Origin of the sequence: Streptococcus oralis (genome assembly GCF_001588645.1) — a bacterium.
Lineage (GTDB): Bacteria > Bacillota > Bacilli > Lactobacillales > Streptococcaceae > Streptococcus > Streptococcus oralis_AB.
On sequence record NZ_LAYF01000006.1, the window covers coordinates 39,992 to 54,340 of the forward strand.

Sequence of the window (14,349 nt, forward strand, 5' to 3'; positions counted from 1 at the left end):
ACAGATGAAACTAAATCGAGTTGTAGTAACAGGTTACGGATTGACCTCTCCTATCGGAAACACTCCAGAAGAATTTTGGAACAGTTTGCAAACTGGAAAAATTGGAATTGGAGAAATCACTAAATTTGACCACAGCGAATTTGCTGTGCACAATGCAGCAGAAGTCCAAGATTTCCCATTTGATAAATACTTTGTAAAAAAAGATACTAACCGTTTTGACAACTATTCTTTGTATGCCTTGTATGCGGCTCAAGAAGCGGTGACAAATGCAAATCTTGATGTAGAAGCAATCGATAAAGATCGCTTTGGTGTCATCGTGGCTTCTGGTATTGGGGGAATTAAAGAAATCGAAGATCAGGTTATCCGTCTTCATGAAAAAGGTCCAAAACGCGTTAAACCAATGACACTTCCAAAAGCCTTACCAAATATGGCATCAGGAAATGTTGCCATGCGCTTCGGAGCAAACGGCATCTGTAAATCAATCAATACAGCCTGCGCCTCATCAAATGATGCCATCGGAGATGCCTTCCGTTCAATCAAGTTTGGTTTCCAAGATGTCATGTTAGTTGGTGGATCAGAATCATCTATCACTCCTTTTGCTATCGCTGGTTTCCAAGCTTTGACCGCCCTATCAACTACAGAGGATCCAACTCGTGCTTCTATCCCATTTGACAAAGATCGTAACGGATTTGTGATGGGAGAAGGTTCAGGAATGTTGGTTCTTGAAAGCCTTGAACATGCTGAAAAACGTGGGGCGACTATCTTGGCTGAAGTAGTTGGCTATGGTAATACCTGTGACGCTTACCATATGACTTCACCTCATCCAGAAGGTCAAGGTGCGATTAAGGCTATGAAGTTAGCTTTGGAAGAAGCCGAAATTTCTCCAGAGCAAGTGGCTTACGTCAATGCCCACGGAACTTCAACTCCTGCTAATGAAAAAGGAGAAAGTGGCGCAATCGTAGCTGTTCTTGGTAAAGAAGTTCCTGTATCTTCAACCAAGTCCTTTACAGGACACTTGCTTGGTGCTGCAGGGGCAGTAGAAGCCATCGCTACCATCGAAGCTATGCGTCATAACTATGTACCAATGACAGCTGGAACAAGCGAGTTATCAGACTATATCGAAGCGAATGTCGTTTATGGACAAGGCTTGGAGCAAGAAATCCCTTATGCTATTTCAAACACTTTTGGTTTTGGTGGACACAATGCGGTTCTTGCTTTCAAACGTTGGGAGAATAAATAATTATGAATTTAAATGAGATCAAGGACTTGATGGCTCAATTTGACCAATCAAGTTTGAGAGAATTTTCTTATAAAAATGGAACGGACGAATTGCAGTTCAGTAAGAATGAAGCAAGAATGGTTTCTGAAGCACCAGCTCAAGTTGTTCCAGCGCAAGCTGCAGTAGCTGCAAGTCCAGTAGTTTCGGCCCCTTCAACTCCAGTAGAGAGTGCAGTGGAAGAAGCTCCAGCACCAGCTGAAACGACGGTTGCTCTAGAGGGTGATGTCGTTGAAAGTCCACTTGTAGGGGTGGCTTACTTGGCTGCTGGACCAGATAAACCTGCCTTTGTCACAGTCGGAGACAGTGTTAAAAAAGGTCAGACTTTGGTGATTATCGAAGCCATGAAGGTTATGAATGAAATTCCTGCACCTAAGGATGGTGTGGTGACAGAAATTCTCGTTTCAAATGAAGAAATGGTTGAGTTCGGTAAAGGATTGGTACGCATCAAATGATCGATATTCAAGGAATCAAAGAAGCTCTACCCCATCGCTACCCCATGCTCCTAGTGGATCGTGTCTTGGAAGTGAGCGAGGATACCATTGTTGCCATTAAAAATGTGACCATCAACGAACCTTTCTTCAATGGTCATTTTCCACAATACCCAGTTATGCCAGGTGTTCTTATCATGGAAGCCTTGGCTCAGACTGCTGGTGTCTTGGAATTGTCCAAACCTGAAAATAAAGGGAAACTGGTCTTCTATGCTGGCATGGACAAGGTTAAGTTCAAGAAGCAAGTTGTACCAGGTGATCAATTAGTCATGACGGCTACTTTTGTTAAACGTCGTGGTACAATTGCTGTGGTTGAAGCAAAGGCTGAAGTAGATGGTAAACTTGCAGCGAGTGGTACTCTTACCTTTGCAATTGGAAACTAAGGAGGTTCTCCATGTTTCGTAAAATTTTAATTGCCAACCGTGGTGAGATTGCGGTTCGCATTATTCGAGCTGCGCGTGAATTGGGCATTACGACCGTGGCAGTTTATTCAACTGCTGATAAGGAAGCTCTTCACACACTCCTAGCGGATGAAGCTATCTGTATCGGACCTGGTAAGGCGACAGAATCTTATCTCAATATCAACGCTATTTTATCTGCTGCAGTCTTGACTGAAGCAGAAGCCATCCACCCAGGTTTTGGTTTTCTTAGTGAAAACTCCAAGTTTGCCACGATGTGTGATGAAGTGGGAATTAAGTTCATCGGCCCTTCTGGTGCTGTAATGGATACCATGGGAGATAAGATCAATGCGCGTGAGCAAATGATCAAGGCTGGGGTTCCAGTTATCCCAGGATCTGATGGTGAAGTTCACACGGCTGAAGAGGCGCTTGCAGTTGCAGAAAAAATTGGCTATCCAGTCATGCTTAAGGCATCGGCAGGTGGTGGTGGAAAAGGGATTCGTAAGGTTGAAAAGGCAGAAGACTTGGTCGCAGCCTTTGAGACAGCATCCAGTGAAGCCAAGGCCAATTTTGGAAATGGCGCTATGTATCTTGAACGTGTGATCTATCCAGCTCGCCATATTGAGGTTCAGATCCTTGCGGACCAAGAGGGTCATGTTGTCCATCTTGGTGAACGGGACTGTTCACTTCAACGGAATAACCAAAAGGTCTTAGAAGAAAGCCCATCCATTGCGATTGGCAAAACCCTTCGTAATGAAATTGGTGCTGCAGCCGTTCGTGCAGCAGAGTCTGTAGGCTATGAAAATGCAGGTACGATTGAATTTCTTCTCGATGAAGCCAGTGGCAATTTCTACTTCATGGAAATGAATACTCGTGTGCAAGTTGAACACCCAGTCACAGAGTTTGTTTCAGGTGTTGATATCGTGAAGGAACAGATTCGCATTGCAACCGGGCAACCTTTACCTTTCAAACAAGAAGATATTGTCCTACGAGGTCATGCTATCGAGTGCCGGATCAATGCAGAAAATCCAGCATTTAACTTTGCTCCAAGCCCAGGTAAAATTACCAATCTCTATCTACCAAGTGGTGGAGTTGGCTTGCGCGTGGACTCAGCAGTTTATCCAGGTTATACCATTCCCCCTTACTATGATAGTATGATTGCTAAAATCATTGTTCATGGGGAGAATCGTTTTGATGCTCTTATGAAGATGCAACGGGCACTTTATGAACTTGATATTGAAGGAGTGCAAACCAATGCAGATTTCCAGTTGGATCTGATTTCAGACCGCAGAGTTATCGCTGGTGACTACGATACTTCCTTCTTGATGGAAACTTTCTTGCCAAAATACCAAGAAAAAGAATAGACTTTCAAACAGTATGAGAACTAAAAGGGGGAGTTATGGCTCTATTTAGTAAAAAGGATAAGTATATTCGGATTAATCCTAACCGTTCCGTAAGGCAGAAACCACAAGCCAAGCCTGAGGTTCCGGATGAACTCTTCTCCCAGTGTCCTGGTTGTAAACACACCATTTACCAAAAGGATCTTGGGAGCGAACGAATTTGTCCCCATTGTAGCTATACTTTCCGTATTTCAGCTCAGGAACGCTTGGATTTGACGATTGATTCTGGTAGCTTTGTGGAGATGTTTACAGATATTGAAACTCAAGATCCATTAAACTTTCCTGGCTACCAGAAAAAACTTGCAACAATACGTGAAAAGACAGGTTTGGATGAAGCAGTACTAACTGGTACAGCTAGCATCAAGGGACAAAAAGTTGCCCTTGGGATCATGGATTCTAACTTTATCATGGCTTCTATGGGAACAGTTGTGGGTGAAAAAATCACGCGCTTGTTTGAGTATGCAACGGTAGAAAACTTGCCAGTCGTTCTCTTCACAGCTTCTGGTGGAGCCCGTATGCAAGAAGGAATCATGAGCTTGATGCAGATGGCTAAGATTTCTGCGGCAGTTCAACGTCATTCCAAGGCAGGACTTTTTTACCTCACTATTTTAACCGATCCGACAACAGGTGGAGTGACCGCTTCTTTTGCTATGGAAGGTGATATTATCCTAGCGGAACCCCAAAGTTTAGTTGGTTTTGCTGGGCGTCGTGTTATCGAAAATACAGTTCGTGAGACCTTGCCGGATGACTTCCAAAAGGCAGAATTTTTGCTTGAACATGGATTTGTTGATGCAATTGTCAAACGGAGAGAATTGCCTGAAACAATTGCTAAATTAGTGAGATTGCATGGAGGAAGTCGCGGATGAATATTGCAAAAATAGTCAGAGAGGCACGCGAGCAGAGTCGTTTGACCGCACTTGATTTTGCCAATGGAATCTTTGACGAGTTTATCGAATTGCATGGAGATCGCTCTTTTCGTGATGATGGTGCGGTCATCGGTGGAATTGGTTGGTTAGGTGACCAAGCAGTAACTGTAGTTGGTATCCAAAAGGGAAAAAGTCTTCATGATAACCTCAAACGAAATTTTGGGCAACCACATCCAGAAGGCTATCGTAAGGCCTTGCGCCTGATGAAACAGGCAGAAAAGTTTGGCCGTCCAGTTGTGACTTTTATCAATACGGCGGGTGCTTACCCAGGTGTTGGAGCCGAGGAACGTGGACAAGGTGAAGCAATTGCCCGAAACCTGATGGAAATGAGTGACCTCAAGGTTCCCATCATTGCGATTATTATCGGTGAAGGTGGATCTGGCGGGGCCCTAGCTCTAGCAGTAGCTAATCGTGTCTGGATGTTAGAAAACTCAATTTACGCAGTACTTAGCCCGGAAGGATTTGCCTCTATCCTTTGGAAGGATGGAAGTCGTGCTATGGAAGCGGCGGAGTTGATGAAAATCACTTCACACGAACTTCTAGAAATGGGAATCGTAGACAAGGTAATCTCAGAAGCAGGGCTGTCAAGTAAAGAACTGCTAGGTTGCGTTAAAAATGAATTGCGTGCAGAACTAGATAGGTTGAAAGAACTACCACTCGACCAACTTATCGAAGAACGTTACCAACGGTTTAGAAAATACTAAGAAAACTTAAAAGCTAGAACATTTTGTTCTAGCTATTTTGATAATAGAGCATGGATAAACATGAATACTCTAGATAAATAAGAAAAACAATCAATGGTATATCCTCTATATTGCCCTAATAGAGAGTTTACCATTAGGAGAGCAAGAATGAAAAAGACAATACATTTAGGAATCTGTATGATTTTAATGTTCCTGTACATTTATTTAACGCCATTAGGAGCCATAACTCTAGCTAGGATCTTCGGTTTAGGAATGGACAGCTATATAATCTTCCTAGTTGGAGAAGTGTTGCTTATTTTCTTTTTATTCGTTTTGTGGTTGAAAAAGAAGAAGATGCTCTTTATCTTCGAGAAAAAGGGTTGGCGTTGGTCTTATCTCGCTTTCTTAGTGGTTTGCTTTCTTATCTATTCTTTTCTAAATGGATTTAGAATGCAGAATATTCGATTGATTGACAATAGCTTTATTTTCCAAGACCTTCTTTCAGAACTTTACTCAAACGGAAGAGAAACGACTCTATCAAGTCTTATATTTTTAATCTTTAACATTTCGATTGTACCTGTTGTTGAGGAGACAATCTATAGAGGTTATTTTATGAATACCTTCTTTCCGAAGTCGGAATTTTATTTGGATGTGATCTTGTCTTCTTTCATCTTTGGGCTCAGTCACTTGGTTCTATCCCATCGTGACCCCATCAGTCTCATAATTTATAGTATTCTCGGTCTTCTATTTGCAGTTGCTTATCGAGTTACGGGTAGTCTTCGATTTACTATTGTTTGTCATAGTTTCTATAATGTTATTCCCTATGCTCCGTCGCTCTTATTTTATATCTATTATTTGATTTTTAGATAGTAGGAGGCAAAGAAAAAAGTGTTTGATATCTATCAAACACTTTTTCTTTTTACTGTTCTTCTGTTACAAACTGGCTGAGTAGTCCGTTGATAAAACGGGCAGATTTTTGATCTGAGAAGTCCTTTGCAAGCTCGATAGCTTCATTAACCGCAACCAGCTGTGGAGTGTCAAATGAAGTGATTTCAAAGACTCCCAAGCGAAGGAGGTTTCTCTCCACGAGTGTTAAACGCTCGATGGTCCAACCTGCTTTTAAATGCTGTGTGATTTGCTTGTCCAGTTCTTCCTTTTTAGCCTGAACACCAGAAACTAGCTCTGTCAAAAAGGCTGGAAGTTGCACAACCGTATCTTCACGATCATGAGTATAGGCGAAACGACAAGCAGTTTCGACATCCGTACCGAATTCAAGGCTCATGAGAGCTTGAAAAGCGCATTTACGGAGTTGGCGTCTAGATTCTAATAGTGGACTAGTCATTGAGGAAGTCCTCGTCAAATAGATCTTTCAATTCTGGTTTTGGTGTTTTATCTGGAACGATACCTGCAACGTGGATATTGATAGCAGCGAGTTCAACATCAGCCATATTGCGGACGGCATCTTTAACAGCTTTCTGGATAGCAACCGCTACCTTAGGAACTTTTACTCCGTACTCAAGGTAGAGATAGATATCTGCTGTGAGTTCTTCGTCCACGTTTTTTAGATAAACACCACGGCCGAGAGAAAGCTTTGAAAGGGTGTCAGATACTGATTTGTTTGAAAAAGAGTGAACACCCTTTACTTTTGCAGTAGCAATAGCAATGATTTTTTCAAGTACACGTGGGGCGATAACGATTTCGCCAAGTTGTTCTTCAATTCCCATAGAATGACCTCTTTCTAGAGATTAGGCACGAGAAACGTAAGTTCCTTCTGCAGTGTTGATAACGAGTTTTTGTCCTGCTTCGATGAAGTCTGGAACGTTTACGACAAGTCCAGTTTCCATCGTTGCTGGTTTACCAGAACCTGTAACAGTAGCACCTTTGATAGATGGTTGAGTTTCTGCAACTGTCAATTCGACAGTAGTAGGAACGGTAACACCAATCACTTCAGTTCCGTAGAATTGGATCTTCACATCAGAGTTTTCAAGGATGTAAAGCAATTCGTTTTCAACGTTGACTACAGGGATTTCGTATTGGTCGTAAGTTTCTGTGTTCATGAAGTAGGCTGTGTCATCCATTTTGTACAAGTATTGAGCTGGGACAGTCTCGATGATAGCTTGTTCAAATTTTTCCTCTGGACGGTAGCTTGTGTCAAATGTAGAACCAGTACGGACATCACGCAATTTCATACGCATGATGGTGTTTCCTTTACCTGGTTTGTGGTGGCTAGCTTCCAAAACGCGGATTAATTTTCCGTCAGCTGTTTCAAAGGTCATACCAGCCTTTAATTTACTTGCTTCAATCATGTTTTTACCTCTTTAATAAATAATTTACTCTTTATTGTACCATAAAAGACAACATTACTCAAATGTCAGAAGGAGCTTAATTAGTTGACTGGTACGATATTTCCATCTTCGTCTTTAGTAACGAGGACGTATTTTCCATCGACTTCGATATAAAAATTCTTGCTGGCAGTTTGTCCAGTATTTTGAGCCGGCGCTTGATTTTGGACTTGTTGGCTTAGTTGACCACCGAGAGTTTGGCCAAGATTCATACCCATAAACATGTTCATCCCATTGCCATTTCCTTCGTTGGCAGCTGCAGCAATAAGAGCTTCGTTGCGAGCACGACGTTCTTCGATTTCAATCGTGTTGTACTTCATTGCCACGAGTTCACTATCAAGCTTGCGAACGATATCAAGACTTTCTTGATCGTAGCTGAGGTCTTCAAGCAAGATGTTGGTTGCTTCAATCCCGTAGAGACCTGTCCAAACCTTGTTGACCTCTTGTTTAGCGAGTTCGTTAAAGGTGTCTTGATTGGCATTGAGGCTATAGATATCAACCTTGTTTTCGTTGGTATATTTGGCAATGGCAATCGCGATTTTCGGTGCGATATTTTGACGGAGCGTTCCTTGAGCTACATCCTGGAGAGTAAATGGCTGTCCGTCAGTAATTTGACGGCTAACAGAACTCACGTAGAAGAGGACTGGATCTGCTATTTTTACATCAAACAAGCCATAGAAACGGATGTTGAGCAGTTGCTGGTATCGTTCACTGAAATATTCGACCGCATTTTGTGTGCCGAACTTATTACCCGCGATGGGTTGCATGCGGATAAAGATGATTTCTTGTTGGGTGATGACTTGTCCACCGAAAGAGAAACGGTTTTTAAAGTTTTCCCAAGTGCCTTTTAAACCACCTTTTTCAAGGAGCCAGGCGTTATCACCAGCTTGCCATTCGTGGCTACCAGCTTCGAGGACTTCACCAAGGAAGGTACCATTGTTTACCAAAACAGCGGTATAACCTTGGGGAACGATAACCACACTGCCATCTGACAAAAGTCCAGTATTTTGATTGCTGTGACGAGAACGTCCATCTGGGTCTTTTGTGAGTAATTGTCCCTTAACGGCCAAAGCATCGCCAGAGACACTATCTGGAAGGACAATGGCTTCCTTGAATTTACTATCATTAAAACTATTTAAGCCTGCTGATAAGGCTGCACGTATAAATCCCATAATTCCTCCTAATTATAAAGCTCGTCTTCATCCACAACATCATAGGTATCCAGTACCCATTGGTTTGGACTGCGAGAGAGATTGGCACCACAGTAGTCGCACTCGCTAACTGCAGAGATTTTCAATGGGGCGCCACAGTTTGGACAGTGGTCGCTCACAACTTGGTCTGGATTGACTGCTTGCGTTTGGCTACCGTGCTGACGGATAAAGTTTAATTGATACACGGTGAAGAGATCTTTTTTAGGGTCTCCTTCAAGGACACGGCGAGTCTCATCGTCAATGACATAGTCCCGCAAGGTAGATGACAGGATCACCACTAAGGTATCGTTTCCGTCAGGATTTTCAATGAACTCCTTGATGCGAACATTTTCGATACAAACTTTCTCTAAAACATTGGTTGTTTTAGCTCGAATATGGTCTTCGAGTTGGGTGCTATGTTGAGAGTAGAGACTGGTACTTTCCAAAGCGCGGACAGAGTTCCAATTTTTCTCAGTCCAGGCAACCTGCAATTTAAGGTAGACTTCCTTAACCCAAGATGTGAAGGCTTCCGCGTCAAAGTTTGGATCCCCGTATTTCACACGACTAATGGCCAGTGTGTTATGTTCAACTCGACGATGGAGCGTTTGATAATCATTACTAGTGTAGGTTGAACTCGAATCTCCAGACTTATTCTGCAAGGATTTAACGATAACAACTAGTATGATTCCTCCGACTAATATGAACATAAATCCTAGATAGGGAGAGCTAGCAGAACTGTCAGAGGATGATCCATATCCAGAGCGGTAGTAGTGGTAGGATGAGCCACCAGAACGACTTCCACCTCCACTTGAGCGGCTGCTACTTCTGGAGCTACTGCGGCTGCTCCCTCCACTTCTGGAATGTCCGACACCCGCATCAACGATTTGAGGCACGGATAGAAAAACAAGTAATAAACAGGTCATTAAAAGAGCATAAAACTTTTTCATGTGTCTCCTAACTATATGATTGAAAAGGTAGAATTCTGAATTCGAATGATTATTAAACTATTAATAACCTTTAAAAATCATCTAAGATATACTAGGCGTTATTTACTAGCATTTAGCTTCTTTATGGAATGGCGCTCGATGAGCCATCCCACAATCCACCCTATTGCTAGCAAGTAATTTTCAAAAGCACCGATAGCATTTACAGGAGAGTGATACTCCATATAATTGAGTAAGTGATTTGTTCCTATTCCAATTCCGCCAATAATGAGAGCAAGAAGTGCGATTCGTAGATAGAACCAATCGTATTTAATATTGATAGCGAGAATAATAATCAATACAGCTAAATTCCATATTCCAATTTCTCGTTGCCAACCAGCAGATATTCCGTACCCGGAGTGGCTTCCCATGTACGATGGAAAGAAAATTTGTAGTATAGAAGCGCCTAACATAGCGATGATGACTAAGACAAATAGCAATCGTAAAAATTTGTTCATTTATTCTCCTTGTCTCATTCTCGTCTTAAAAGTAGAAAAAAGTGTTTAAAGAGTAAATTACTCACTTTCTTTCAACTTGGCCAATTCCTGCGCAAGCAGTTTAAGGGCAACTTGTGGGTTGGCTTGTCCTTTGGTTGCCTTCATAAGGAATCCTGTGAAGGCCTTGTCTGCGTTACGTTTGCCTGATTTAAAGTCGGCAACGGCAGCTTCGTTATCCGCAAAGACTTGGTGGATGATTGGAATCAGAACATCTGGATCAGAGATTTGCACCAAGCCTGCTTTTTCCACGTATTCACGCGCGCCACCGCCATTTTTAGCCAGGTGGACAAAGACTTTCTTGGCAATCTTAGAAGAGATCGTGCCGTCTTCGATGATGGCAATCATTTCTACCAAGTTTTCTGGTGTTAATTCGATTTGTTCCAGTGTTTTGCCTTCGGCGTTCAAGAACTGAGCGACTTCACCTTGGAGCCAGTTAGAGACTTGTTTGGCATCGCCACCGAGGGCAACAGCTTTTTCAAAGAAGTCAGAAGTGACTTTGTTTGCAGTCAACTGGCTAGCATCGTAGTCTGACAAGCCAAGATCAGATACGTAGCGAGCACGGCGTTCTTTTGGAAACTCTGGCAATTCTGTTCGCATTTCCTCAATCCACTCGTCTGAGATTTCAAAGAGTGGTAGGTCTGGTTCTGGGAAGTAGCGGTAGTCAGCAGCACCTTCTTTGACACGCATGAGGATGGTTGCTTTGTTGGCTTCATCGTAACGGCGTGTTTCTTGGCGGATTTGACCACCTGAGCGAAGGATTTCAGCCTGGCGTTGGACTTCGTATTCAAGACCCTTACGAACGTTTGAGAAGGAGTTGAGGTTTTTCAACTCAGTCTTGGTACCGAATTTTTCTTGACCATAAGGACGAAGGGAGATATTGGCATCCACACGCATGGAGCCTTCTTCCATCTTAACGTCAGAAATGCCAGCGTACTGGATGACTTCCTTGAGGGCAGTTAGATAAGCATAGGCTTCTTCTGGGGAACGCATGTCCGCTTCAGATACAATCTCAATCAATGGCACCCCTTGGCGGTTAAGGTCAACATAGGAGTAGCCATCTGTACCGTGGGTGTTTTTACCAGCGTCTTCTTCCAAGTGGGCGCGTTCGATACCGATTTTCTTGGTCGTACCGTCTTCTAGCTCCACTTCAATCCAGCCGTTGTAGCCGATTGGCTCATCAAATTGAGAAATTTGGTAGGCTTTTGGATTATCAGGATAGAAGTAGTTCTTGCGGTCAAAGTGCATCTTTTTGTGGATGTCCATGTTAAGGGCAAGAGCAGCCTTGATACCAGCATCGACAACACCTTTATTGAGAACCGGAAGTACTCCTGGGAAAGACCAGTCAATCACGTTGGTGTTGGCATTTTGGTCATTTCCAAAGTGAGCAGAAGTAGGTGAGAAGATTTTTGAATTGGTGTTGAGCTCTACGTGGACCTCAAGTCCAATGACTGTTTCAAAGTTCATTAGTTGTCACCTCCAAAAATCACGGGTTGTTGTTTGTGGTAGTCTGTTGTTGCTTCAAAGGCAGCAGCAGCTTGGTAAATGGTTTCCTCAGAGTATTTAGGACCGATCAATTGCAGACCGACAGGGAGACCTTGAGCGAATCCAGCAGGGATCGAAATTCCTGGAAGACCAGCTAAGTTGACTGGGATGGTCAAAAGGTCAGCCAAGTACATGGCAACTGGATCGTGGTTGAGTGAATCCAAGTCATAGGCAACGCTTGGAGCAGTTGGTCCTAGGATTAAATCGTAATCCGCAAAGACGTTTTCGAAATCTTGAATGATAAGGGTACGGACTTGACCAGCTTTCTTATAGTAGGCATCATAGTAACCTGATGAAAGGCTGAAAGTACCTAGCATGATACGGCGTTTTACCTCTTCACCGAAACCTTGGCTACGGCTGTTTACATAGATTTCATCAAGATTAGTCGCATCATCTGCGCGGTAGCCATAACGGATACCGTCAAAGCGTTGCAAGTTTGATGAGGCTTCTGATGAAGCGATGATGTAGTAAACGGCAACACCGTATTTAGAGTGAGGAAGGCTGACTTCTTCGACGATGGCACCAAGTTTTTCAAAGTGTTTAGCGGCATTCAGAATGGTTTCCTTAACCTCTGGGTCAATCCCTTCACCAAGGTATTCCTTAGGCAAAGCAATTTTCATGCCCTTGATGTCTTGACCAATTTTTGAAGTAAAGTCGGCAATGCGGACAGGAGCAGAAGTAGAGTCTTTAGCATCTTCGCTGGCAATAGCATTGAGCAAGAGGGCATTTTCTTTAACAGTTGGTGCAAAAGGTCCAATCTGGTCTAGAGAGCTACCAAAGGCAATGAGGCCGAAACGAGAAACGGTTCCGTAGGTTGGCTTGAGACCAACAATCCCGTTGAAGGCAGCAGGTTGGCGGATGGAACCACCAGTATCAGAACCAAGTGACAAGCGGACTTGCCCTGAAGCTACAGCTGCAGCAGAACCGCTTGATGAACCACCAGGAACCTTGCTGTGATCCCAAGCATTTTTAGTCGCTCCGTAGTGGGAAGTTTCACCTGAACCACCCATGGCAAACTCGTCCATGTTGGTTTTTCCAACAACGATCATGCCCTTAGATTTTGCATTGGCAACAGCTGTCGCATCAAAGATTGGCTCGTAGTTGTAGAGCATTTTTGAGGCAGCAGTTGTAAGGATACCGTCGGTAGAGATATTATCCTTAACAGCCAGTGGGATTCCAGAAAGGACATTATCCGCGTCAATTCCAGCTTCATCAATAGCTTTAGCTTGTGCAAGGGCTTGCTCTTCAGCGATAGTGACAAAAGCATTGATAGTTTTCTCGCGAGACTTGATATCTTCAAGCGTTGCTTGGGTCAATTCAGTTGCAGAAATTTCCTTAGAGACAAGGAGGTTGTGTAAGTCTTCAATCGTTTTGTTATTAAAAGTCATTAGGCATCTCCTCCATCATCTAGGATAGCTGGTACCTTGATATAGTAGTTTTCTTTTTCAGGTACGTTTTTAAACAAGCGGTCACGGTCTGTTCCTTCTTCGGCCACATCAGGGCGGAGTACGGTCTTGCGGTCAGCCATGGTTGTAGTAGGTGCGACACCAGTTGTGTCGACTTCGCCCAGCAATTCAACCATGTCAACAATTTTAGACAAGGTTGTCGCAAAGGCAGCAGTTTCTTCTTCAGAGAATTTTAATTTTGAAAGATTGGCAACGTGTGTTACCTCTTCTTGCGTAATTTTCATCTTGCATCCTTTCGTGAAATGATGATTTTTAGTCTGTTCTATTTTACCATATTTTCCTATAAATAAGGGAGCCAAACTGAAAAGAAATAGAAATTGAAAAATCGCTTTTAATTCGCTATAATGGTTAAACTAGAGAATAGAAAAAATAAGAGTTAGGATAGAAATATGTTCCATCAATTTATCACCAAATCTCAGACGGTTCCTCCTCCCATTTCGCTCTTTTGGTATGGGACTATGATGATCCTATTAGTTCTTTGTATTTATGGAGCGCTTGTTTATCACAAAAATCCGAAATTTGTCCGCTTGTTTAAGGGGATTCAGATCCTCCAGTTGCTAGCCCTATATAGTTGGTATGTTGGCTTTGGAATTCCCTTTTCTAATAGCCTTCCATTTTACCATTGCCGTTTAGCCATGTTTGCGGTAGTTTTCTTGCCAGATAAATGGCGGAGCAAGCAATATTTTGCCCTCTTAGGAGCAAGTGGAGCGGTCTTTGCTTTGGTTTACCCTGTTTTTGATCCCTATGATTTCCCCCATATCACCAGTTTTTCATTTTTGATTGGGCACTATGCCCTTCTAGTGAATTCCTTAGTTTACTTGATGAATCACTATGATAAGACCTTGCTCAAGAAATATATGATTGTAGCCTATACCTTTATTCTCAACCTCTTTCTAGTTGGGGTTAATCAGGTGACGGGTGGAAATTATGGTTTGTTAAACAAGACACCTTTTATTCCGGATGCACCCCTGTGGTTAAAATATCTTCTTGTGTCCGTCATTCTCTCACTGGCTCTGGTTCTCTTTGATATCTTGTTCAAGAAACGGTGGAAAAAGAGAAATCAGGTGAAATCTGTGCTCTAGCTCGCCTTTTCATCGGATGAGCAATTGAAAAACTCCCCAAAATCCGCTATAATGGAGAGTTGAAAGGAATGGT

The 14,349-nt window shown here is 42.8% G+C and carries 17 protein-coding genes; 8 read left to right on the forward strand and 9 right to left on the reverse strand.

The features are described 5' to 3' along the window. Window positions 1-4 precede the first annotated feature (4 nt). The 7 genes from fabF to A0739_RS05810 all read left to right on the forward strand — a co-directional run bounded on the left by fabF (window position 5) and on the right by A0739_RS05810 (window position 6,044). Window positions 5-1,240 carry a beta-ketoacyl-ACP synthase II gene (gene fabF, locus A0739_RS05780; protein WP_000774052.1) on the forward strand — a complete coding sequence of 412 codons (1,236 nt, stop codon included), beginning with the start codon at window positions 5-7 and terminating at the stop codon, window positions 1,238-1,240. 2 nt (window positions 1,241-1,242) lie between these two features. Further along, on the forward strand, window positions 1,243-1,731 hold the full coding sequence (gene accB / locus A0739_RS05785) for an acetyl-CoA carboxylase biotin carboxyl carrier protein (RefSeq protein ID WP_061587366.1): 489 nt from the start codon (window positions 1,243-1,245) through the stop codon (window positions 1,729-1,731). Next, window positions 1,728-2,150: a 3-hydroxyacyl-ACP dehydratase FabZ gene (gene fabZ, locus A0739_RS05790; protein ID WP_000565515.1), complete on the forward strand. Its 423-nt coding sequence runs from the start codon at window positions 1,728-1,730 to the stop codon at window positions 2,148-2,150. The genes accB and fabZ overlap by 4 nt, the downstream gene beginning before the upstream one ends. A gap of 11 nt (window positions 2,151-2,161) precedes the next feature. Then, on the forward strand, window positions 2,162-3,529 hold the full coding sequence (gene accC / locus A0739_RS05795) for an acetyl-CoA carboxylase biotin carboxylase subunit (RefSeq protein WP_061587367.1): 1,368 nt from the start codon (window positions 2,162-2,164) through the stop codon (window positions 3,527-3,529). 35 nt (window positions 3,530-3,564) lie between these two features. Further along, the gene (gene accD / locus A0739_RS05800; RefSeq protein WP_061587368.1) at window positions 3,565-4,431 is read left to right on the forward strand and encodes an acetyl-CoA carboxylase, carboxyltransferase subunit beta; all 867 of its coding nucleotides are present in this window, start codon (window positions 3,565-3,567) and stop codon (window positions 4,429-4,431) included. Next, the gene (locus A0739_RS05805) at window positions 4,428-5,195 is read left to right on the forward strand and encodes an acetyl-CoA carboxylase carboxyl transferase subunit alpha (protein WP_001017371.1); all 768 of its coding nucleotides are present in this window, start codon (window positions 4,428-4,430) and stop codon (window positions 5,193-5,195) included. The genes accD and A0739_RS05805 overlap by 4 nt, the downstream gene beginning before the upstream one ends. A 147-nt stretch (window positions 5,196-5,342) precedes the next feature. Beyond that, complete coding sequence (locus tag A0739_RS05810; protein WP_061587369.1) at window positions 5,343-6,044, forward strand: CPBP family intramembrane glutamic endopeptidase; 702 nt, start codon at window positions 5,343-5,345, stop codon at window positions 6,042-6,044. Window positions 6,045-6,093: 49 nt separating this feature from the next. Here the strand turns inward: A0739_RS05810 and nusB are convergent, their stop codons facing one another. From nusB to gatC, 9 genes are all read right to left on the reverse strand, one after another. Continuing rightward, a complete protein-coding gene (nusB, locus tag A0739_RS05815; protein WP_061587370.1) occupies window positions 6,094-6,516 on the reverse strand; it encodes a transcription antitermination factor NusB in 423 nt (140 codons plus the stop codon). Further along, window positions 6,509-6,898: an Asp23/Gls24 family envelope stress response protein gene (locus A0739_RS05820; protein ID WP_000510594.1), complete on the reverse strand. Its 390-nt coding sequence runs from the start codon at window positions 6,896-6,898 to the stop codon at window positions 6,509-6,511. Before A0739_RS05820 ends, nusB begins: the two co-directional genes overlap by 8 nt. 21 nt (window positions 6,899-6,919) lie before the next feature. Further along, the gene (efp, locus tag A0739_RS05825) at window positions 6,920-7,480 is read right to left on the reverse strand and encodes an elongation factor P (protein WP_000568640.1); all 561 of its coding nucleotides are present in this window, start codon (window positions 7,478-7,480) and stop codon (window positions 6,920-6,922) included. Between the two features lie 80 nt (window positions 7,481-7,560). After that, window positions 7,561-8,688, reverse strand: coding sequence for an SPFH domain-containing protein (locus tag A0739_RS05830; protein WP_000505821.1), 1,128 nt, complete (start codon window positions 8,686-8,688; stop codon window positions 7,561-7,563). Window positions 8,689-8,696: 8 nt separating this feature from the next. Next, complete coding sequence (locus A0739_RS05835; RefSeq protein ID WP_000715069.1) at window positions 8,697-9,653, reverse strand: zinc-ribbon domain-containing transport protein; 957 nt, start codon at window positions 9,651-9,653, stop codon at window positions 8,697-8,699. Between the two features lie 98 nt (window positions 9,654-9,751). Further along, window positions 9,752-10,147, reverse strand: a complete 396-nt coding sequence (locus A0739_RS05840; protein WP_001031998.1) for a hypothetical protein — start codon at window positions 10,145-10,147, stop codon at window positions 9,752-9,754. Window positions 10,148-10,204: 57 nt separating this feature from the next. Beyond that, window positions 10,205-11,650 carry an Asp-tRNA(Asn)/Glu-tRNA(Gln) amidotransferase subunit GatB gene (gene gatB / locus A0739_RS05845; protein ID WP_001008649.1) on the reverse strand — a complete coding sequence of 482 codons (1,446 nt, stop codon included), beginning with the start codon at window positions 11,648-11,650 and terminating at the stop codon, window positions 10,205-10,207. Further along, complete coding sequence (gene gatA / locus A0739_RS05850) at window positions 11,650-13,116, reverse strand: Asp-tRNA(Asn)/Glu-tRNA(Gln) amidotransferase subunit GatA (RefSeq protein WP_061587371.1); 1,467 nt, start codon at window positions 13,114-13,116, stop codon at window positions 11,650-11,652. Before gatA ends, gatB begins: the two co-directional genes overlap by 1 nt. After that, window positions 13,116-13,418: an Asp-tRNA(Asn)/Glu-tRNA(Gln) amidotransferase subunit GatC gene (gene gatC, locus A0739_RS05855; protein ID WP_000705412.1), complete on the reverse strand. Its 303-nt coding sequence runs from the start codon at window positions 13,416-13,418 to the stop codon at window positions 13,116-13,118. Before gatC ends, gatA begins: the two co-directional genes overlap by 1 nt. 165 nt (window positions 13,419-13,583) lie before the next feature. Here gatC and A0739_RS05860 point away from each other — a divergent pair, with 165 nt between their 5' ends. Further along, complete coding sequence (locus tag A0739_RS05860) at window positions 13,584-14,276, forward strand: YwaF family protein (protein WP_061587372.1); 693 nt, start codon at window positions 13,584-13,586, stop codon at window positions 14,274-14,276. Window positions 14,277-14,349: the final 73 nt, after the last annotated feature.